At 31.7% G+C, this 20,500-nt stretch carries 14 protein-coding genes; 7 read left to right on the top strand and 7 right to left on the bottom strand.

Annotated elements, in window-relative coordinates:
• Positions 1-25: 25 nt before the first annotated feature.
• The 6 genes from IW20_RS18290 to IW20_RS18265 are packed head-to-tail and all read right to left on the bottom strand — an operon-like array spanning position 26 to position 6,270.
• Complete coding sequence (locus IW20_RS18290) at positions 26-547, bottom strand: general secretion pathway protein (RefSeq protein WP_035625697.1); 522 nt, start codon at positions 545-547, stop codon at positions 26-28.
• A 1-nt stretch (position 548) separates the two neighbouring features.
• Positions 549-1,745 carry a PilN domain-containing protein gene (locus IW20_RS18285; protein ID WP_035625694.1) on the bottom strand — a complete coding sequence of 399 codons (1,197 nt, stop codon included), beginning with the start codon at positions 1,743-1,745 and terminating at the stop codon, positions 549-551.
• Positions 1,745-3,943 carry a type II secretion system protein GspD gene (locus tag IW20_RS18280; RefSeq protein WP_035625692.1) on the bottom strand — a complete coding sequence of 733 codons (2,199 nt, stop codon included), beginning with the start codon at positions 3,941-3,943 and terminating at the stop codon, positions 1,745-1,747. Before IW20_RS18280 ends, IW20_RS18285 begins: the two co-directional genes overlap by 1 nt.
• Positions 3,944-3,976: 33 nt before the next feature.
• Positions 3,977-5,380, bottom strand: a complete 1,404-nt coding sequence (locus tag IW20_RS18275; protein WP_035625689.1) for a GspE/PulE family protein — start codon at positions 5,378-5,380, stop codon at positions 3,977-3,979.
• Positions 5,381-5,383: 3 nt separating this feature from the next.
• The gene (locus tag IW20_RS18270) at positions 5,384-5,860 is read right to left on the bottom strand and encodes a hypothetical protein (protein WP_035625686.1); all 477 of its coding nucleotides are present in this window, start codon (positions 5,858-5,860) and stop codon (positions 5,384-5,386) included.
• Entirely contained in the window at positions 5,860-6,270 is a 411-nt protein-coding gene (locus tag IW20_RS18265; protein ID WP_035625683.1) for a prepilin-type N-terminal cleavage/methylation domain-containing protein, read from the bottom strand. Before IW20_RS18265 ends, IW20_RS18270 begins: the two co-directional genes overlap by 1 nt.
• A gap of 117 nt (positions 6,271-6,387) precedes the next feature.
• On the opposite strand from IW20_RS18265, the gene IW20_RS18260 reads away from it, so the two are divergent.
• The 5 genes from IW20_RS18260 to IW20_RS26135 all read left to right on the top strand — a co-directional run bounded on the left by IW20_RS18260 (position 6,388) and on the right by IW20_RS26135 (position 17,128).
• Positions 6,388-6,921: an OmpH family outer membrane protein gene (locus tag IW20_RS18260; RefSeq protein ID WP_035625680.1), complete on the top strand. Its 534-nt coding sequence runs from the start codon at positions 6,388-6,390 to the stop codon at positions 6,919-6,921.
• On the top strand, positions 6,899-7,510 hold the full coding sequence (locus IW20_RS18255) for a hypothetical protein (RefSeq protein ID WP_035625678.1): 612 nt from the start codon (positions 6,899-6,901) through the stop codon (positions 7,508-7,510). Before IW20_RS18260 ends, IW20_RS18255 begins: the two co-directional genes overlap by 23 nt.
• Before the next feature lie 11 nt (positions 7,511-7,521).
• Positions 7,522-12,159: a hypothetical protein gene (locus tag IW20_RS18250; protein ID WP_035625675.1), complete on the top strand. Its 4,638-nt coding sequence runs from the start codon at positions 7,522-7,524 to the stop codon at positions 12,157-12,159.
• Positions 12,160-12,248: 89 nt separating this feature from the next.
• On the top strand, positions 12,249-16,880 hold the full coding sequence (locus tag IW20_RS18245) for an RHS repeat domain-containing protein (RefSeq protein ID WP_081912513.1): 4,632 nt from the start codon (positions 12,249-12,251) through the stop codon (positions 16,878-16,880).
• 14 nt (positions 16,881-16,894) lie between these two features.
• Entirely contained in the window at positions 16,895-17,128 is a 234-nt protein-coding gene (locus IW20_RS26135) for a hypothetical protein (RefSeq protein WP_035625670.1), read from the top strand.
• A gap of 210 nt (positions 17,129-17,338) precedes the next feature.
• Here the strand turns inward: IW20_RS26135 and IW20_RS25490 are convergent, their stop codons facing one another.
• Entirely contained in the window at positions 17,339-18,313 is a 975-nt protein-coding gene (locus IW20_RS25490) for a hypothetical protein (protein ID WP_051885922.1), read from the bottom strand.
• A 368-nt stretch (positions 18,314-18,681) separates the two neighbouring features.
• Here IW20_RS25490 and IW20_RS18230 point away from each other — a divergent pair, with 368 nt between their 5' ends.
• Together IW20_RS18230 and IW20_RS18225 are read left to right on the top strand one after the other, a co-directional pair.
• On the top strand, positions 18,682-19,416 hold the full coding sequence (locus tag IW20_RS18230) for a hypothetical protein (protein WP_035625666.1): 735 nt from the start codon (positions 18,682-18,684) through the stop codon (positions 19,414-19,416).
• A gap of 102 nt (positions 19,417-19,518) precedes the next feature.
• Complete coding sequence (locus tag IW20_RS18225) at positions 19,519-20,454, top strand: hypothetical protein (RefSeq protein ID WP_035625663.1); 936 nt, start codon at positions 19,519-19,521, stop codon at positions 20,452-20,454.
• The last annotated feature ends 46 nt before the right edge of the window (positions 20,455-20,500 follow it).

Below are 20,500 nucleotides of genomic sequence, written 5' to 3'. Positions count from 1 at the left end.
TGTAAATTTTATATTAGAGCTTGATTTAAACTCCTTGATTTTTTTGCATAATAACTTCTACGCTCAATTGATCTACGTTGGTTTTGTAGTTTCTTTTTTTGGTAAAGTTCAAGTGTTTTATATTACCTAGCGAAGGATTGTTCTCAATTTTATTTAACAATGCCAAACATCCGTTAAAAGATCCTTCTAATGAGAAAACATAACTTGTCGTTACAAATCCTTTTTCGGTAATACTATGAGGTTCTTTAAAATCGATAATTTTAAGATGGTAATTAGTACTGTATGTATTTAACTGTTTTAGCAAATCATTCTGAAAAGATTCGGAAGGATTAATATTATATTGAGATAAAAATGAATCCAATTGCTTTTCTTTTTGTACCAACTGGGCAATTAATTTTGGCGTTTCATTGGTATTTGCCAACTGTTTTTCTTTTGCACTATACTCATTATAATACCCAATAGTATTGGATATAGCAAAAGAGTAGCATATACAAAGCGTCAGGAAAAAACCAACCAATAGTAATTTATTTCTTCTATTTAATCTCATCTTACTTAAGTGTTAGTTTAATAGAAAATTCAGTTTCGTTTAAATCATTCTTCCCAAAATGTGTAATGACAGCATTATCTATCCATTTGAGTTTTTCTATAGTTTCTACCCAATTTGTGAAAGCATTATTATCTAGTGTAGTCCCAGAAATAGTAATTACTCTTTCTTCCGTTACAATAGCTTCTTCAGGCTTTATTTTCTTTACTAATGGATCATATATTAATTCGTTTAATAGTATGGACTGTGGTATTCTCTTTGTAATTTCATTTATTACAAGCGAACTTTGTGAAGATGTTCTATCGGTAATACTTTTTACTTTCTGTTCTTTCGCTTGGATTCTTTGCTTTATTGTACTTACATTTCCGAGTGAGGATTCGTTTACTAATAAAGTTTCTGAAGTATTTTGAACTAATTTATAATAATGTGAAAAACAAAAGAAATTAACAACCAAAATCGCTAACACAATCCCAATCATTATTTTTAAACTTTTAGAAAAAAATACTTTTTGATTGTAATTGTCATAAAGCGCTTCGCTATGTATTATGCTACTTCCTGTATTTTGAGTATTGTTTGTTATTAATCGTAGCAAACCCGAAAAAGGTAACAAATGCGTATTGTGTATACTAAGCTCATTAATAGTATAAGTGGCTTCTAAGTCCTCAATACTAGGTGTTATAATCTGGCTTCCTTCTTCGGTAATAACAATTTGATTGTTCGTAAAAAACTTCTTTTCGTTGGTATAATTTAATATTTCGGCGATTGAGCAAATACCTAAACTTATACCTGCGACTATAATCTTTTGCTCTGCATAGTGAGAAAGCAAATCATCCAAATAGCTTTTTCTGGTTATAGCAACTATAGATTTAGTTTTTAAACGCCAAATTTCAAAATAGAATTCATCCCAATTAGTATTCGGAAAAGCCTTGTGCAATAACTTTTCATCAGATGCTTCAACTCCTGTTACTTCTTTTTGAATGACCTGATTGGTATTTATGATTAGAAAAAAAGGAAGTTTTTTATCCCATTTGTCAGCTATTTTACCCGTATAATTTACTTTGTCTTTTTTCTCTATTACTAATCCTTCTTTTTTATTTTCGACCAATAACAAAGCAACCTTTTCTTCATTATTTAAAGTGAAGTGCTCAATACCTATATATTGTTTACCAAGTAAAAAAGTAGTTAATGATGGAATAGTCATTAGTAAATAACTGTAGGTTTAATTAATACCGATAATTTTTTCTTAGAGTCTTCTCGCTTACGAGAGCTAAATAACCATTTAATAACAGGAATTCTTGATAATATAGGTACTCCTGTTCCTGAATCATTTTTTACAGATTCTTCTAATCCTCCCAAAACAATTATATCTTGATCTTTAACACGAATGATAGAGGTAAACTCTCTTGAATTAATTCCCGGAGGAGCATTTTTATCTACCTTTTGCCCATTAAAACTTGACTGAATTACTTTTATATCCATTGTAATCTGACCATCGCCAGAAACTAGCGGCATAATAGTTACAGATAATTCTGCGTCGATAGGTTGGTAATTCTTAACCTCTGAAGCTTGAGGGATTTGCGATCCATAAAAATTCTGATTAGTTACTACATAATAAGTTGTTTCTCCTATAGATAAATAAGCTTTATGCCCGTTTAAAGTAGATAATCTTGGGGATGAACGAATTTTTAAGTTCCCATTTGTTTCCATAGCCTTAAGGCTTAAGTAAAAATTAGGAACTACTTTTCCGATATTTAATGAGCCAAACCCATTAAAACCATCTATAATACTATTGATTGTTTGTGCTCCTAAATTAATATCTGCACTAGGGAATAAACTCCCTGTAGTTGTAACTGGTTTATTTCCTATTCCTGCGTTTATTCCAGTTTCGACAGTAGCACTTTTATTAACTTCCAGAAGCATTACTTCTATTAAAATAACCGGAACAGCTTTATCAATATATTTTATAAAAGTTTCAAAACGTTCGATATTAGCCGCTGGACCATTTACCAAAAAGCTATTCAATTCTTTATCTATTTTAATATCTAGTTCTCTTTTTATTTCATCTGGAATGATGCTTAAAATAGATTCAGATGGATTGCTTGAGCTTCCAGACGATGAACTGCTTGAAGAAGCATTACCTCCAGAATTATAATTATTATTCTGGTTTGAATAATTTGAATTTGATCTGTCAGACGAATTGTAGTTTGAATTACTGCCAGAGTTATAATTTGAATAGTTAGTATTGTTATTTAGTCTTCCGGCGCTTCTTCCCTCTTTTGCAGGATCACTTAATATATCTATTGATCGATACATTAACGGAATAACTTTTATGTTTCTAACTACAAGCTGATCTTTTGTCCCAAAATAATAAATAGAACCATTTTTCATGTAGCTATATTGACCTCCAGAAGCAGGAATATTTCCACCATTATTCGAATTATTAAACTGAGATTGGGATGAAGCTCCAACATTATTATCTGGCTTAATCTCAAAAAGTTTATTCAATAATGCATCAAAAGATATATTTTTAGCTTTAACAGTTGCATTACCAGCTCCTTCCAATGGGCTAGATATAAACATATCGATATCTAATTCGTGTCCTATATCGTAAATTATACTTGATATTGGAGTATTCTCAAAATCTACATCCAGTAATTTTTTATCAGCATCGATTATGGTAAAGAAAAAGTTAGATTTTCGGGAACGCAATGGTTTATTCTGACGCATAGCACTAGCATCACCACCTATTTCTTTAGAATAATTTCCTTCTAGCTGATCAAAAATATAAAAATTATCTCTTGATTTTGATACCGTTAAATTATTAGCAAAAGCCAATTTATTCAGCGCAGCATCAAATGGCATACTCTTAATATATACAGTTAATAATTGGTTTTCTAAGCCTGGGGCAAAAACCAAATTTTTCCCGCTAACATCCATGATTTTTTTGAAAACACCATATAATTGATCTCCTTTTAAGTTTAGAGAAAGTAAATTATCAGGAGCGTCATATACTACATCAATCAGTTTTTCAGCTACTTTTTCGACTGGCTTTTCATAAGATTTAATCGAAAGTATATTCCCCGTAAAATCGACTGTTAGATTATACTCTTTGCATAAAAAAAGAATAAGGTCCCCAACAGTAACATTATTAAAATTATTTACAATATTGATCTGACTTAAATTTGGTGCAATACTAATGTTAATTTTATGCACCTCAGACACTGCCATCAAGAAACTAGAAAGGGATGATTCTTTAATATTAATATTAACTTTTTCTGTTAGCCCTGGTGCATCTGCACTAATTGCTTCTATATTGTTTTTAAGTTGATGAATCCGATTCTCTTGAGAAAATGAAATTTGAAAAATTAAAAGTAAGAGGATAGTAGTTATTTTTTTCATGAATATAAGTCAGATGTATGGCTTTTAAATTATTTACAAGAGTAACGAAAAAACTTCATCAACAGAAGTAGTTCCATCTTTAATTAGAGATAATGCATTTTTCTTCAATGTGAAAATTTCATTTTCTTCTAAATAGGTATTAATATCTAATTGATTATTTTTAATTAAGGCCGAAAGTTCTCCTCCGATAGGTAGAATTTCATAAATGGCTTTTCTTCCTGAATAGCCTGTATGATAGCAATTTTCACACCCTATAGCTACATGGTGTTTCTCTAAACCCTCTGGTATAGAAAAACCCGTAGGAAAAAGATCGGATGAGACGTTTTCTTCTACTTTACAATGCACGCAAAGCTTTCTTACTAAACGCTGAGCCACACTTACATTAAGTGTACTTGCTATAAGGAATGAAGGTATTCCCATATCGATAAGTCGTGAAACAGTAGCCCAAGCCGAATTGGTATGGATAGTAGACAATACAAGATGCCCTGTTAAGGCAGCACGTATCGCCATGTTTGCAGTATTTACATCTCGAATTTCACCCACCATAATAACATCTGGATCTTGTCGCAAAAATGTTCTTAATGTAGTTGCAAAATCAAGTCCAATATTTTCTTTTAACTGAACTTGATTAATCCCTTCCAGAGTATATTCTATAGGGTCTTCAACTGTTAATATATTAGTGTTTGGTAAATTTAGTTTTTTTAAAGTAGCGTATAAAGTAGTTGTTTTTCCTGATCCAGTTGGTCCAGAAATAAGAACAATTCCGTTAGGCCTTTTAATATTTTCGAGATAAGTCACTAATTCTTTCTCTGTAAAACCAAGTGCATTGATATCTATATGGCTGGTATCTTTACTTAAAATACGTAGTACAACTTTTTCTCCGTGTAATGTAGGTAACACAGATACACGAACATCAAAATCTTCATAATCTGTAACCATCGTAATACGACCGTCTTGTGGAAGTCTTTTTTCAGAAATATCTAGCTGTGCCCTAATTTTTATCTTATTTATGATAACAGGATATTCATCTGTAGCTATATGAAATTGTTCTTTCAATTTTCCATCTAAACGGAAACGTACTCGTGCATTTTTCTCATAAGGCTCAAAGTGGATATCACTGCTTCCTATTTCTTTGGCATTTAGAACTATTTTCTCTAAAAAATCTGTCGAATAATGAATGCTAGAGACATTCTCTGAAGATGTTTTTCTATAATTAGTACTTAAGTAACGATTAATATTTTCAGTACTCTCCTCCTCTACTTTAATTGGAAAATTTAATAAAACCGATAATTCATTTTGCAAACTTAATGCATCATGACTATCTGTTTTTAAAACAATTAAACCGTCTGTTTTACCAACAGGGATGATTCTATAATGATAGGCTTGTTCGGATTTAACAAGTTGTTGAAATTCTATAGGGATATCAAAATTAATCATTGGCTAGTAGGCATATAAAAAGTTGCTCTCGTAAAAAAAAGTGATTCCGTAAACAACTCCAAAAAATAAAGACATATATCCTGCTAATGGAACTGTTTTATTTACATCATTTTTTGATAAGACAAAATGCAATGCCAACGAAAATAATAATGAAAACAGAAAAAGAACAAAAAAAGAGATTATAGAAAAAGAGAAAGTGATAAAAATAAAGAATAGTACATCTCCTATCCCAAATGAGTTTTTAAACTCTAGATTTCTTAGTTTGGTATATCCATAACAAACCAATAATAAAAAAGAAACTAATACTAAATTAATCCCAATATTAAATAAAACAGAATCAAGAGGTAAAAAAGCAATCTGGATTACAAAAGCCAGAACCCCGATTAAAGGATATAAAAACCAATAAACCAAACGATCCTTATAATCCTGATATAAAATTATAAAAAACAAAACAACCAATAACAGTTTTAATAGCCACATTAGTCATTTATAATTTGTTTTGGAACGCCATTCTGATCAATTTCCCAAACATTAAAAACACCATTACCATTAAAATCGGTAATAGCTGTAGCTTTTACTTTAAACTCATTATTAGTCGATTGCACAATTTCATACACATAATTCGCACTACCATTCTCCTTTGTCGTTTTAGGAGCTTCAAAGTCTATCTCTGCAAAATCAGGACTGTATTTAGAATACATAAAAAAGTATTGTTTCTCGGCATTATAAATTGCTTTTAATTGCACCTGTGCCTCTACACTTTTAGCTTTTGTAATTAACGGCATCAAATTCGGTAATGCAATTAGTAACAAAATACCGATTATTGCCAATACAATTAACATCTCTTGTAGGTTGAAAGACGGTAATTTTTTATATACTTTAATTTTCATGAATACGCTGATATTATTAGGCAAATGTAATTATTTTTTGCTTAAAAAATAATATAATATCACTTGTTAAATTAACATAAATTCTTTAACATTGCGTAAAAATTCAGTTAAAAAATAATGAAAAAAATTCCTACATATATTGCTATTGCAGCAGTATTTTTAAGCCTTATTGCAATCTTCTACGCGAAATCAAGTTACCAATTAGTCTATGTTGATGTTAACAAGTTAATTACAGGTTACAGCAAAACTAAAATTGCTAAAACTGAGTTTGAAAAAAAGGCAAATCTGATGAAAGCAAATGTTGATTCATTAATTGCAAACTGGCAAGAAGAGTTAAAAAACTACGAAAAAGAAAGAGCTAGCTTAAATCCAAAAGAGTTAAAACTAAAACAAGAATTACTGGGTAATAAGCAACAACAAATTAATGGATACCAAGAAGCAATCCAGAAAAAAATTCAGGAAGAAGATAAAAAAGTGACCCAAACCGTAATTAATGACATTAATGATTATATCAAAGAGTACGGAAAAGAACATAACTATAAGATTATATTTGGTGCTAGCGGTGGAGGAAATATCATGTATGCTGATGAGTCTACCGATTTAACTGAAGAAATTTTAAAAGGACTTAATGCAGAGTATGATAAAAAATAATCTTTTATTACTACTCTTATTGTTCATAATTACCTCTTGTTCAAAAACTTTTGATACACAAGAGGAAATGTATGATTACATCAAAGATGAAGACAATGGCTATTGTTATAAAAAAACAGTTGCTGGTGTTGATTATATCTTACAATACCGGCCTACAGATTTATTAGTTCAGCAAGAATTAGGGGATAATATCGACCCTTTACAAATAGAGAAACTAAGGCAAAAATATAGTAAATATCTATATTTCAATATTTCGATGTCTAAAAACAATCAGGAATTATTAAATAATGTTGCAGGAGATAAAGCTAAATTTGGCCAAATGGTTAATGATTTAGCTTTTGGTATAGAAGAAAAACTACATGTTTATACTCCAACCAAAGATACTCTGACTATGGCAGATTTTATTTATCCTAGAATGTATGGCATGAGTAACTCCACCTCTATTATGATTGTATATCCTCGAGAAAATAAATTTATGAAACAAGACCATCTCAATTTTGTTATTGAAGATTTAGGCCTTGAAACTGGCGATATTAAATTTAAACTTAATACAAAAGCCTTAACAAACGAACCTCAATTACGTTTTTAAAACCTACTACCATGACCAAATACCAAAAGCGCCATCGTATTATTGCGACTTTTTTTCTGTTGATTTTTTTTCCTTCTTTAATTCCTAACAATCTATTTGCTGCTAATAATGGACCCGTTTCTCCAGAAGCCACAAGTTTTGAGCCTATAGATGCCACTGATATGGTTAATTTGATTTCTGGAGATATGTCATACGTATTGCCATTACTAAATATTCCCAGCCCTGAAGGCGGATATCCTTTAACTTTATCCAATCATGCAGGAATTGCGATGGACCAAGAGGCTTCTTGGGTTGGATTAGGCTGGAGCCTAAATCCGGGAGCTATAAATCGTGGTGTAACGGGTGTGCCTGATGATTGGAAAAGAGCAAAAGTAAATCAAATCGTATACGACGCAGGAGGAGTTAGTAGTTCCTACTCAGGAAGCCTATCTATAGGCTGGGGCTCAAATGGTGCTTCTGTTGGCTTATACGGTTCTTATACCGAAAACAAATCATTTGGCGGCGTTAACACATACAATACGAGCGGAGGAGTACAGGGAAGTTTTGCAGGGGTATTTGCAAAAGCAGGAAGTGATGGCTCAAGTATTGGTATTGGTTATGCTGGGATAAGTGCAAGCATAGGAACAAATGGAGCTAACATTAGTGCATCAGATGGTTCATTATATTTAGGCGTAAATCAAAGTTTTAAAGGTCAAGGCACTTCCGCTGGGGCTTCACTAGGTGTTGGTAGCGGTACTGAAATATCATTTAGTTCTAAAAATGGTCTTTCCGGATCTGTTACTGGTCAAGGATTTCAATCATCTGGAAATAATTATGGAAATGGAGGTCTTAATATAAGTGCATCATCCTTCAACATACCTATCCAAATATATGCAGTAAATCTTACTTTCGGATATTCCAAAACACGTTACTGGACTTATCAAAATAGATATACAGGTTATCAAGGTTCACTGTATGCAGGTGACATGGAGGGTTTTGAAGAAGCTACAAATTTTAATAATATAAATAATTCAGATTCTTATAATTCATTATACTTGCAAAATGACGAAAACCAAGCAAATGGTGATAACTTAGCGTTCATGGCTTATGACTATTATTCAGTTTCAGGCCAAGGGATTTCCGGTTCTTTTAAACCTGGGATTTTTGAGAATGGAAGCTTACAAAATAATGCAAAAACAGTCACATCCTCAGATAATTCAGCAAGAACTTACACAGTAGGCACTAATAGAAAATTCACAAAAACAATTGATGATAATACCAATGACATCCATTTCTATTTTGATAATGAGCCCTCTTCTTTCTTAAGAATAACCTCAAACCAATGGACTTATTCGCCATATTTACCAACTACTCCACCACAAAATTTTAATGATTCCAGCACTTTCAATACGCTATCATATGATAATGGTGTAGTCCAAAATGGTTATGTCGAGCAAACAAAACGAAAAAGAACTGGTAGTTATATTGAAACTTTTACCAATAAAGAAATTCTCACTTCAAACAATTCTATTATTGTTAACCCGGAAAATTATGATCGAACTTCTGCACCTGCAGATGGTATTGGAGCTTTTAAAATTACTGCATTAGATGGTAAAGTTTATCATTATTCTTTACCAGTATATCAAAAAGACCAATTCACCAGAGCTACAACTATAAATTCTGACTTTAACTCTAGATTTTTTGAAAAACAACAATTTACTCCTTACGCTACCCATTGGCTCTTAACTGCAATTACAGGGCCAGATTATATAGATACCAATTTAAATAATAAGGTGGATCAAGAAGACATGGGATACTGGACTTCATTTGATTATGGAAAATGGAGTGATGGTTTTACTTGGTGTACACCAGTAAAAAATGATGGTACTAATAAATCGTATAGTTGGGGGGTTAAAGAAATTTATTATTTAGATAAAATAAAAACAAGAACACATACCGCATTATTTATTAAAGAAGAAAGAAGTGATGATTTATCGTATAGCTTACAAATTGGTAATAACGAAAATGATTTAGATTTGAAAAATGCTAGGCAAAGGAATTTAATAGTAGGAAAAAATGGTAAAAAATACTATGATGGTATTTACGAAAGTAGTATTCAACCATCATCCCCACCAGCATATTGGGTAATGGATGTACATTGGGGGCAATATATAAAATCTAATACGCATAAATCTCTAAGATTAAGTAAAATATTGTTACTTAAAAATGAAAATGTAAATCTTACTAAAAGCAAAGGTATTCACAATCCTTCAACGTTTAAAGGTCAAATTAAATTTGTAGATTTTTATCATGAAGTATATTGGCAAAGTCCTGCAACATACAATGATCAAACTGTATTAGGTCGGAATCAAATATGGTATGGTGAATATTACAATAACGTCTATGATAAACAAGATATTATTGGACAAGGCTTGGAGCAAAAAGCCATAAAAACTATTCTGTTTGGCTATGATACTGGTATTAACTCCCTGGCTAAAAATGCTCCAAATTTACAATATTCCAATGAAGGACGATTAACATTAAATTCTGTGCAATTTCTTAGCAGGGATAATAATAAAATTATTCCACCATATAAATTCGGTTATATCAACACTGAAAATTATGACGCTACAAAAGAAGACAATTGGGGATATTATAAAGATAACCCATCGATGTGGAGCTTGAACAAAATTGTAACTCCACTAGGTTCTGAAATAAACATTACTTATGAATCTGATGATTTTGATAAAGAAGCTGTATCATCTCCTACAACTGTATTATCAACAAATGATAAGAATAGTGGTGGGACCAGAGTAAAAGAAGTTTGTGTAAAAGAAAACTCAGTTATTAAAAACATAATACGATATTTTTATAATGTTCCTGGTTTTGCTGAAAACAAAACGGATACTAATTATAAATCATCGGGTATTACATCGTATATGCCATCCAAATCTTTTAAAGAAGTAAAATATCTTTCAGAATTGCCGTCCCCTGGTGTTTTGTATGAATATGTGACAGTAAAAAACTATTCCTCTAATAATGAATTGGGTACCACGCAAGAATATAATTTTAATGTACTAAAGCAGGATATTGCAACCATTTCCACAAGTTTAAATATTCCTGGCATTTTAGAAATTGAAAAAACACAAAACTCACCGTGGTCAGGTTCAGCAAATGGAGAATCTTATAACCTAAACTTCAGTAGATTTAATATCAAAGACATAACTTCATCATTAGGCAGACTAAAACATGTAAAAACATTTAATAGTCTTGGACAGCTTTTATCAAAAACACAAAATACATACCAAGATATATCCAATATAAAACAAGGGATTTCTGAAGAAACTTTCAGTGTGTATAAAAGAATTAATGATGGATCAGTAGTAACTTATAGATTAGGAAGTACGAGCAAAATAAAGTACCCTAACATATTAAAAAGTACAACATCAACCCAAGGTAGTTATACAACTAGTAATTATATAGACAAACTTGATTTTCTAACAGGACAAGTAGTAGAATCTCATTCTGTCACTAGCGATGGAAAATCTTTTAAACAAAAAATTATTCCGGCATATTTAAAGTACCAAGAAATGGGTTCAAAAGCTGATGGTATTAACAATAAAAATATGTTGTCTCAAACAGCTGCTAATTATTCCTATTTATGGGATACAAATGATAGTAAATGGAAAGAAACAGGTGTAGGTATTACTACGTGGAGTAATATCTGGAAATATAATGATATAACCGGAACTTCAACAACTCCATCTGCTGCAAATGAAAAAATATGGAGACAACATAAATCATATGTTTGGAATGGTGTTAAAGATAACGATGGAATTTTCCAAAATTACAACAACGTTAATAGTGATGATGGTTTTGTTTGGGAAATTGGTTCTCCACAAGTAAATACTAAATGGAAACAAATTTCAGAGATAACCTTATATGACCACTTTTCAGCAGCTTTAGAAATGAAAGACATAAATGGTAATTATGCATCTAGTAAAAAGGGAGATAATGACACTAAAATAATCGCTACGGGTAATGCTGGATATAACGAAATGTTTTATACTGGTGCCGAAAATACTCCTTCATTAAATTACCCAAATTTCTTAGAACCAAAAGTAGTAATGCTAAATGCTTCAAGAAATGCAACAATTTATCATACTGGTAAATATTCTGTAGCAGCTACATCAAGTTCTCAATTTGGTGTTACTATGAATGATTTTGATCATAAACCTGGTAAATATAAAATATCTGTTTGGGTAGAGAAGGCAAATGCTGCAAAAGCGAGAATAAATAACAATGGAAGTATTATCGATTTCTCAGAAACATATAATGCTGGTAATTGGGTTTTAAAAGCTGGTTATGTGAATGTGGCTTCAGCAACTCATTCAATATATGTAACTTCTCTTGACGCTTCAACAGTATACTTTGATGATTTGATGATTCGTCCAATAGCTTCATCTATTACTGGGTATGTTTACAACGAATGGGATGAATTGACCCACATAATAGGGAATAATGGTTTAGCAACACAGTTTGAATATGATACAGCTGGTAGGTTAATAAGAACTTATTCTGAAATTGTTGACGATGTACCAAATGGAATTACTGGAGGATTTAAATTGGCCAAATCACACACATACAATAATAAGTTTTTAAACAGATAGACTCTTTGAACTAATACAAACTATTAGAAAAACCATAGAGTTTTCTAGAATTCAAAAAAATATCATACATAAAGATAAATTCTATATCAATGAAAATATATATATACTTATTATTATTGTTACCAATGGCGGTTTTAGGCACTCCTAGATTTGACAGTATTGTTAAAACGAAACCTTATAAAATTGTTTATCCTGATTTTTATCAGGTCATACAAATAACAGATTTCACTGTGCCTGTACAAACAAGTCTTACTGCAGGTTCAATAAGCATTAAAAATAATATTTTAACCGTAAATTTTAACTTTTCTTGGGCGCCTAGAAAAATTAGAACAGGTGTTATTAAAACCTTAAATTGTTCTCCACCATTACCAGATATGGAGTTAGGGCCTATCTTATCTAGTAAAGGTGAAGATAATACAGGTCATTATGCTAAAATAAAGGATAACAGTTTAGTGATTTACACTCCTTTTAATTTAGATTTTAAAACTATACCAACAGGACCTAATTTAAGAAAGGAGCTACTAGGAGCTCCCCCAGTAACTCGTTCAGTGCCATTAGGAAATGTTTTTACCTGTAATAATTCTACCGGGAGTAACGCTGTACTTAGTATTGATAAAAATGAATTAACCATTTATTTAGGTACAGAGAATCCTTCTAGTTCACCAATAAGTATAAGTACTTGTCTTTTAAAAACTGGAATAATAGAAGATTTAGGACCAACTGTTGCTTATGATGGTGATTTGGGGCCGTTAAATGATAACAATGGGCTTCCTACAGGATATGGAGCAAAAATTGTTAGTCATGACTTAGTTTTTTATGAAATCAGCCCCGTACCTCAGCTCCCTAACGGATGCAGTTTAAATTCTTATCATGATTTATCTGCAGATTATGCATATGACCAAAATAACCATTGGACTCATGAAATTTCTTATGACAGTAAAGGCAATCCAATAAATCAATCCAGAATTTATTTTGATGATTTGGGAAAGCCAACTGTAAGCTTATCCAAAGATTATGTAACCAATAAAATTTGGGGAACGGAAACTACTTATGATGATTTTGGCAGACCAGATAAAAATTCTTTTATGGCTCCCTCTCCTCTAGCTACTTTTGAAAAAACTAATTTCTTAACAGATGCTAAGCAAACACAACTTGAATTATACCCTGTAAATCTCTCGATTGGAGCTATAACCTCTAGTAAAGATTATAAAACTACCAAATCGATTTTGGCAAACGGTGCAGTCAGTAACGGATTAACAATAAGTTTAACTTCTTCTAGTATAACCTTAGGTGCTGGCTTTACAGTAACTGCTACATCTGGAAGTAGTTTTAAAGCAACGGCTGAAAATTTAACATCGGTTTCTGGAAAAGAAAGCTTGGCGAACTACTATAGTGATAATAATACCGACGAATTATATCAAGCTACAGCAGCGCAACCTTTTGCCCAAAACAACTATGACCAACTTAATCCTGGAAATGTCATTAATGTTGTTGGAGGTAATAAAATAAATGGAGAATGGAAAACAGGTTATTCCTATACAGTACCAGCGGCTCAGGAAATGTATTATGTATTTGGTACAGATTATTATGAAGGTACAATAACCGCCGGCAAAGAAGAAGTGGTAACTAGTTTTCATAAATCCGTATCTATAGATGCTAACGGGAATGAAAATGTTGCCTTTACGGATGGTGAAGGGAAACTCTTAGCCTCTGCCCGATCAGGCGGAACAACAAGTTATCCTGTTGTATCACTTATTGGTACACAAGGATTTGTCGATGTACATATTCCGACAGGAACACAGTCTAACCAAATTTCATTAATAGGAAATGCTTCATTATACAATATTTTTAATTTAAAAACAGGTTTAATTACTTCTAGTTTAATTGGTGGTAATGCCTACAGAATTGAAGCTGTTACCACTCCACTTAGCGACCCTAAAACATATATCTCAGGAGGTGTACCAACGTACGATAGTGGTGTATTGGGAATTGCCTATAGTGTAAATTATTACGACTATGAAGTAAATATATATAATAAAACAGGCCAATTAATAAAAACAATACAACCAAATGGCTTTGTAGCAAATACTTCTATAATTGCTTCCCCTAGTTATTTGAGTTCTCCTAATTTCGCAACTACCTATACTTATAACACTTTAGGACAGATAATACAAACAACCAGTTCTGATCAAGGTACAAGTAAATTCATTTATAGAAATGATGGACAGATACGTTATTCGCAAAGTGCACTTCAAAATGATTCTAAAATTTCTTATATTAATTACGATACCTATAGCAGACCTATAGAAAGTGGTGTTGTAGATGCTAATTGGGCTAGCGCTACAGCTTCAAACCCAGATACTGCTTTAATTGCAGGAACACAAACTGAGCAAACATTTACAATATATGATTCGTCAGATAATAACTTAACATCCGAAACTCTACCTACGAACTTAACATTAAATAGTGTTTTGGCTACCGCAGGAATTCCAACTACAAATTATACCCAAAATAATCTTTCGGGTAATGTAGCCATTAGCTATACAAAACCAGCTGCAACCATTACCGCTATCACTTGGTATAGTTATGATATATATGGCAGAGTTGAATGGATGGTTCAATATAATGAAGGCATTGGCGCTAAAACCATTCATTATGAATATGATCATAAGGGTAATGTGAAAAAAGTATTATTTCAGAAAGACAAGTCTCCTGAACTTTTTGTACATCAATATACTTATGATAGCAATAGTGAATTAACTAAAGTTGAGACTTCTACTGATAATAACTCTTTTGCGACTCAGGCAGATTATGCTTATTATAAAACAGGCGAATTGAAAAGAGTTAATATTGCCCTAGGTTTACAAGGTCTTGATTATGTTTATACACTTGGCGGACAACTCAAGAGCATAAACCACCCAAGCTTGGAGTCTAGTAAAGATCCTGGCGGAGATGCTAATGATGTGTTTGGGGTGTCACTTGATTATTATAATGGAGATTATTTACGTACTGGCAGAAACATAACCTCTTCTCCTACTGCAGGAGCTGACTATAACGGAAATATAAAAGCGACGCGCTGGACTAATAAAGGAGTACCCGGAGACTTTTCGGGAAGCACTGCTAACCAAAAAGGATATCTATACAACTATGATCGTAACAACTGGTTAACAACTGCTACTTTTGGTAATACAAATTCAAGCACAGCAGCAATAAACCCTACAAATAGCCTAGCTGAAGGAGGGCTAACTTATGATCCGAATGGAAATATAAAAACCTTACAACGCACCAATGAGACTGGTCTTATAATCGATAATTTAACGTACAATTATGCAGGTAAAAACCAATTAAACAGTGTTACCGAAAATGCAGTAGCAACAGCAGACCCAACAGATATAGAGAATCAAGCTGCAAATAACTACGAATATGATGCAATTGGACAGATGACTCGTAATGTTCAGGAAAATTTATATTACTTTTACAGCACACAAGGTTTAGTTACCGAAATAAGAAAAGGCCTTACTAATGTAGTGGTAAAATTCTTTTACAATGAGAGAGGGCAACGTATAAAAAAAGAGAGTTATAACACTAGTACTTTCTTGTTACAAAATACAACATTTTATGAGCTCGACTTATCTGGTAATACACTCGCTGTGTATAATTTACCAAACGGAGGTAGTATAGCTCAAACTGATTTATCTATTTTTGGTTTAAACCGATTAGGCGTTTACAATAAAACGACAGCTACGAGTAGTTACGAAATTACGGATCATTTGGGCAATGTAAGGGCGGTAATACAAAAAGCGGGGGGGAATCCTGTAATACAATCGTATGCCGATTATTACCCATTTGGAGAACAACTGCCAATGCGTAACTCGTTAAGTAATTACCGTTACGCTTATCAGGGACAAGAGAAAGACTCAGAAACCAACATGGAGGCATTTCAGTTAAGGCTTTGGGATGGAAGGATTGGGAGATGGTTATCACCTGACCCATACGGACAATATAGTTCTCCTTATTTAGGAATGGGGAATAATCCTATTGGTGCTATTGATCCTGATGGAGGCTGGACTTGGAAAATTTGGGCAAATATTCAGCGAAATAAAGCAATTAGAGCTGGATTAGAACCTGGTGAATTAAGGAAATTTGGTGAAGAATGGGGATTTCAAACTAGCTCAGTTTCTAGTGAATTTAATGATGGTAAACTAATAACAGGAGTAGTGATTACACGCCATACACATAGCTTTGACACGCCAAATCTAATTACCAAAGATATTCCTAATATTTTTGAAAATACTAGAAATTTATTAGATTCTGATAAAACAAAATTACCAATTGGCCTTTCTATATTTCAAGGAATTGGTTACTCATATTATAAATTTGGAGACGATATGTTTGTTCATGGTACAAATGCTTTTACAAAATCGGCTAGGCATCTTGATGGTTACGGTGCAGACCCAAATGAGGTTTTAGATGCAGGAATATCCAATGTCATTCGTGCTGGATCTGCTTTAGTTGGTCATATTGGAGATGTTAATTTAATAAAAGGTATTGATGTTGCTCGCTTTAATAAAGCGTTTAAAGGAACTTTTGTAGCGAGGCTTGCTCCAGCTACAAAAGGATTTATTATAAGACAAGTAAATAAATATATGGTAAAACCAGTTAAAACTCCAGAAGCAATTATTAAAACATCTACCAAATACTCAAAAAAAATAAATAAATAAATAAATAAATAGTTATGAATATTCTAGAAGTATTAAGTGGTGGATATATTGCAGAATATGTTGGAGCATTAATAAGATATTTAATAATGAATACAATTAATTTTTTCAGAAAAAAGGATACTGTTTTGCTAAGTAAAATTTTAGTAAAAAAAAATTCTTTAGTAAATTTAATTATTGGAGGTCCAGTTTTATTAATAGTCATATTAATGATTATTTGGTTGATAGATTTTATACCTCTATTATTTTAGTTGAAACCGATAACGAAGATATGTATAACATAACGCTGAATTTTTTTCTGTCCTAGCTATATGAAGTCTTCTCTAAAAAAGAAATTTCTTGCATACGCTGTGCGAACGTCTCCCAACTTTGCATCCGCAATGATAAGACACAATCCAAATCACAAAAAAAGCAACTCATAATTGAGTTGCTTTTTTATTGAATACCCGATAAGGTTAAAACTACTTACTTTCTAATTTTATTACTTTCTTGAGTAATGTTTTATTTTCTTCAGAAAGCTTTTTATTGCTAATTTCAAGGTTGTCTACTTTATTATTTACAACTATCATATAAAGTGTCAACTCCTCTATCTTTTGCAATAATTTAGCGTTCATTTCGCCTAAATTAATTCCGTTTTTAAGGGCTTCTTCTTGAGTTGGAATATCTTTTAAATGTCCTTTTTCAATAATATGTTTTTCTACTTCAGTTAGAGTTGGTAAACTATACTCTTTTTTAAATACGTAATCTGGCCAAGTTGTTATTTCAACCTTAATTTCCCTCGCTCCTATTGATCCGTCAACTGCTAATTTATGTGTTCCGGTTGTTGCTGTTCCTATACCAACATTTCCACTATAAGCTAAATTGGTTCCGTTAAATTCCCAATTATTAATAGATGAAGAAAACAAACCGGCATAAGGAGTTGTGGCTTCGGGATGAATAAAAAACAATTCTGAAAGACCTAAATTTCCATTTGCACCTTCAGAAGTGTAAAATGTAAATTTTAGTTTTGTGTAAGTTCCTGGAGTAATTATACGTGTAGAAAAACTGAATCCAGAGTAATCAATTGATGAATAATCTACAAAAGTCACCCAACTATTGGTATCAAAACCTTCAATTTTGAATCGTGTTGCAGGCCAATAACGTGTTGTCCAGCCTATCCATGCTCCAGCCTGAATATGAAATTCTGGTAAACCTTCAATAGTAATTATACTTGGATTTGCAACTGATATAGGTGTAGAAGTATAGTGAGGCATCATCCTGCCATCAAACAAAGTTGGAATATCGAAAGCAGGACCTTGTTGTGTTACTGTATAACGAGTTCCAGCGTTAAATAATATATTATGCTCCCAACCAACTGGAGTTGTATTGGTTGAAAAAATTTGACTTGAAACAGTATTGTAAATTAGGATTGTGAATATAAGTAGTATTCTTTTCATTGTTTTGTATTTATTAAATTAATTGTTTATTTATCTATTTTTTATTAAAGAATCAGATGACCTTACCTCCTATTTTGTTACCTGAATCATATAATTGAGAATACATCGAAAAAGAAATTAGTAATAAGGAAAGAGAGTAATAAATTCGCATTTTTTTAATATTTAAGTTAGTAATTTTTAAAGCAAACAAATGTAATATATAAGGTTAGAACAACTACCAAAATCAAGGTTTATTAGAATAATTCAGGTATATGAAAAATTACATAAAATCTCACAAAAGTCTACCCATATTTTGTTAGATTTGTTAAAAATTTGTTATAGCGATTTAACCCGAAAATCCAGATTACATTTCATCTAAATTTTAAATTATGATTAAGAAAATAGTTGTGTTGCTACTTGTAGTATGTACTGCATGTCAAACCACTAAAATAAAAAATGAGACTTACAAAATTGCAATATCTTCCCCTGAATTAGGAAGTATAGGGCAAGCAGAAATAAAAAATGGTGTAGAAAACAATTTTTCGATAAGAACATTACCTAAACTCGAAAATAAAATTAGAGTTTCTATTGGTATTGTTCCATTTAATAGAAAATTGAATCAAGTTTATGCCTCTAAAGCTAAATACAACCAGAACCAAACCAAAGTTGCCTACATCGATAGTTTACCTAAAAAACCCGAATTGGTAACTATTAAAATCTTTGATATAAACGGCTTGGTTAATGAATTAAATGCCAATTATAATACTGATGTTTTTAGATTACTTAAAGACACTAAAGATTCTCAAATAATAACAAGTTTGGCAGTAAGTCTAACTATAGATGAAATTACAAAAATAAGACAAGCCGATGCTTACTATTTAATTAACCCTCATGATAAAAAATATCTTGTCATATTATACAAATCAGGTAAAAAGACTGAAACAATTGATATAAACCCAGAAACGATAGTAGGATATCAGGCAAGTAAATTTTGTTGGTCGGCTAACGCTAAAGGACAATGGTATATAGCCGATATCGTTACAAGCGATACTAATTGTAAAGGAAATACCAAATCAATAATCCCAGAGGGTGAAAGAAAAAATAAAAGTCTTTTTGATATGTAATTTTATACCATTATACTCTTACCTGTCTTTTTTAAATCTTAATTAAATCAGTTTTGATTTTTTAGTGTTAATTCTAATAAATCAAAATACATTACAATAAAAATGAATAAATCTCTTGTATATAAATTTACTCTAAGTCTTGTTTTTTTATCCTTGTTTTCTTGCGAAGAAATATTATTTGTTGATGATATTTCGGATAAAGAAGTAAACCTGATTGCTCCAACTAATGATGCTGTTTTATTTTCGACTGGAGTTTCTTTTTCTTGGGATAAAGTCGAAAATGCTGAAAAATATCGCTTACAGATTGCAAAACCAAACTTTACATCGCCAATACAAATTGTTGTAGATACATTAGTTACTAAAAATTCATTTACACGACAATTAAACATTGGTAAATATCAATGGCGTATTAAGGCTGTAAATAGTGGTTATGAAACAAAATATAAAACTCAAACTCTTGAGATTTTAAATAATGATGATTTCGAAAACAACACGGTTGTATTAGTATCTCCTAATAATAATTTAATTACCAAAACTGTTTCTCAAAAACTTTCATGGCAATCAATAATTGGAGCAACCGAATATCAGGTACAAATAACCGATAATAACAATCAAGTAGTAAAAGAAGGGAATGCATCATCATTAAATTTTGATTATACATTTACCGATGGCGACTACAATTGGAAAGTAAGAGCTAGTAATGGATCAAAACAAACGTTATACACATCTAGAGCTATTTTGGTCGATACCAAAGCGCCAAATACTCCTGTACTTACTAGTCCTGCAAATGCAAGTACTACAACAAATACTGAAATAAATTTTCAATTTAGCAGAACTCCGATTAATGGAAGTGTCGAAAAAGATAGCATTTACGTTTTTAAAGATAATGCTTTAACTAATCTTCAGTTTAAAGACCAGGTAAAAAGTCCTTATGCGAAAACTCTAACTACAGGAACGTATTACTGGTATGCGAAATCCTTTGATCAAGCAGGGAATACAAGCGCAAGAAGCTCTGTTTTTAGTTTTATTTTGAACTAAAATAACAAGTAAAGTATTTTCATTAAATACATAAAAGCTTACTTCT

Origin of the sequence: Flavobacterium hydatis (genome assembly GCF_000737695.1) — a bacterium.
Lineage (GTDB): Bacteria > Bacteroidota > Bacteroidia > Flavobacteriales > Flavobacteriaceae > Flavobacterium > Flavobacterium hydatis.
The sequence above is the reverse complement of the archived record's forward strand: the minus strand, read 5'-3'. Positions and strand labels throughout refer to the sequence as shown.

Coding starts and splice junctions, on each gene's coding strand:
- IW20_RS18280 (WP_035625692.1), bottom strand. CDS start 3,943: ATGAAAAAAATAACTACTATCCTCTTACTTTTAATTTTTCAAATTTCA.
- IW20_RS18285 (WP_035625694.1), bottom strand. CDS start 1,745: ATGACTATTCCATCATTAACTACTTTTTTACTTGGTAAACAATATATA.
- IW20_RS18270 (WP_035625686.1), bottom strand. CDS start 5,860: ATGTGGCTATTAAAACTGTTATTGGTTGTTTTGTTTTTTATAATTTTA.
- IW20_RS18275 (WP_035625689.1), bottom strand. CDS start 5,380: ATGATTAATTTTGATATCCCTATAGAATTTCAACAACTTGTTAAATCC.
- IW20_RS18230 (WP_035625666.1), top strand. CDS start 18,682: ATGATTAAGAAAATAGTTGTGTTGCTACTTGTAGTATGTACTGCATGT.
- IW20_RS18290 (WP_035625697.1), bottom strand. CDS start 547: ATGAGATTAAATAGAAGAAATAAATTACTATTGGTTGGTTTTTTCCTG.
- IW20_RS18250 (WP_035625675.1), top strand. CDS start 7,522: ATGACCAAATACCAAAAGCGCCATCGTATTATTGCGACTTTTTTTCTG.
- IW20_RS18255 (WP_035625678.1), top strand. CDS start 6,899: ATGCAGAGTATGATAAAAAATAATCTTTTATTACTACTCTTATTGTTC.
- IW20_RS18225 (WP_035625663.1), top strand. CDS start 19,519: ATGAATAAATCTCTTGTATATAAATTTACTCTAAGTCTTGTTTTTTTA.
- IW20_RS18245 (WP_081912513.1), top strand. CDS start 12,249: ATGAAAATATATATATACTTATTATTATTGTTACCAATGGCGGTTTTA.
- IW20_RS25490 (WP_051885922.1), bottom strand. CDS start 18,313: ATGAAAAGAATACTACTTATATTCACAATCCTAATTTACAATACTGTT.
- IW20_RS18265 (WP_035625683.1), bottom strand. CDS start 6,270: ATGAAAATTAAAGTATATAAAAAATTACCGTCTTTCAACCTACAAGAG.
- IW20_RS26135 (WP_035625670.1), top strand. CDS start 16,895: ATGAATATTCTAGAAGTATTAAGTGGTGGATATATTGCAGAATATGTT.
- IW20_RS18260 (WP_035625680.1), top strand. CDS start 6,388: ATGAAAAAAATTCCTACATATATTGCTATTGCAGCAGTATTTTTAAGC.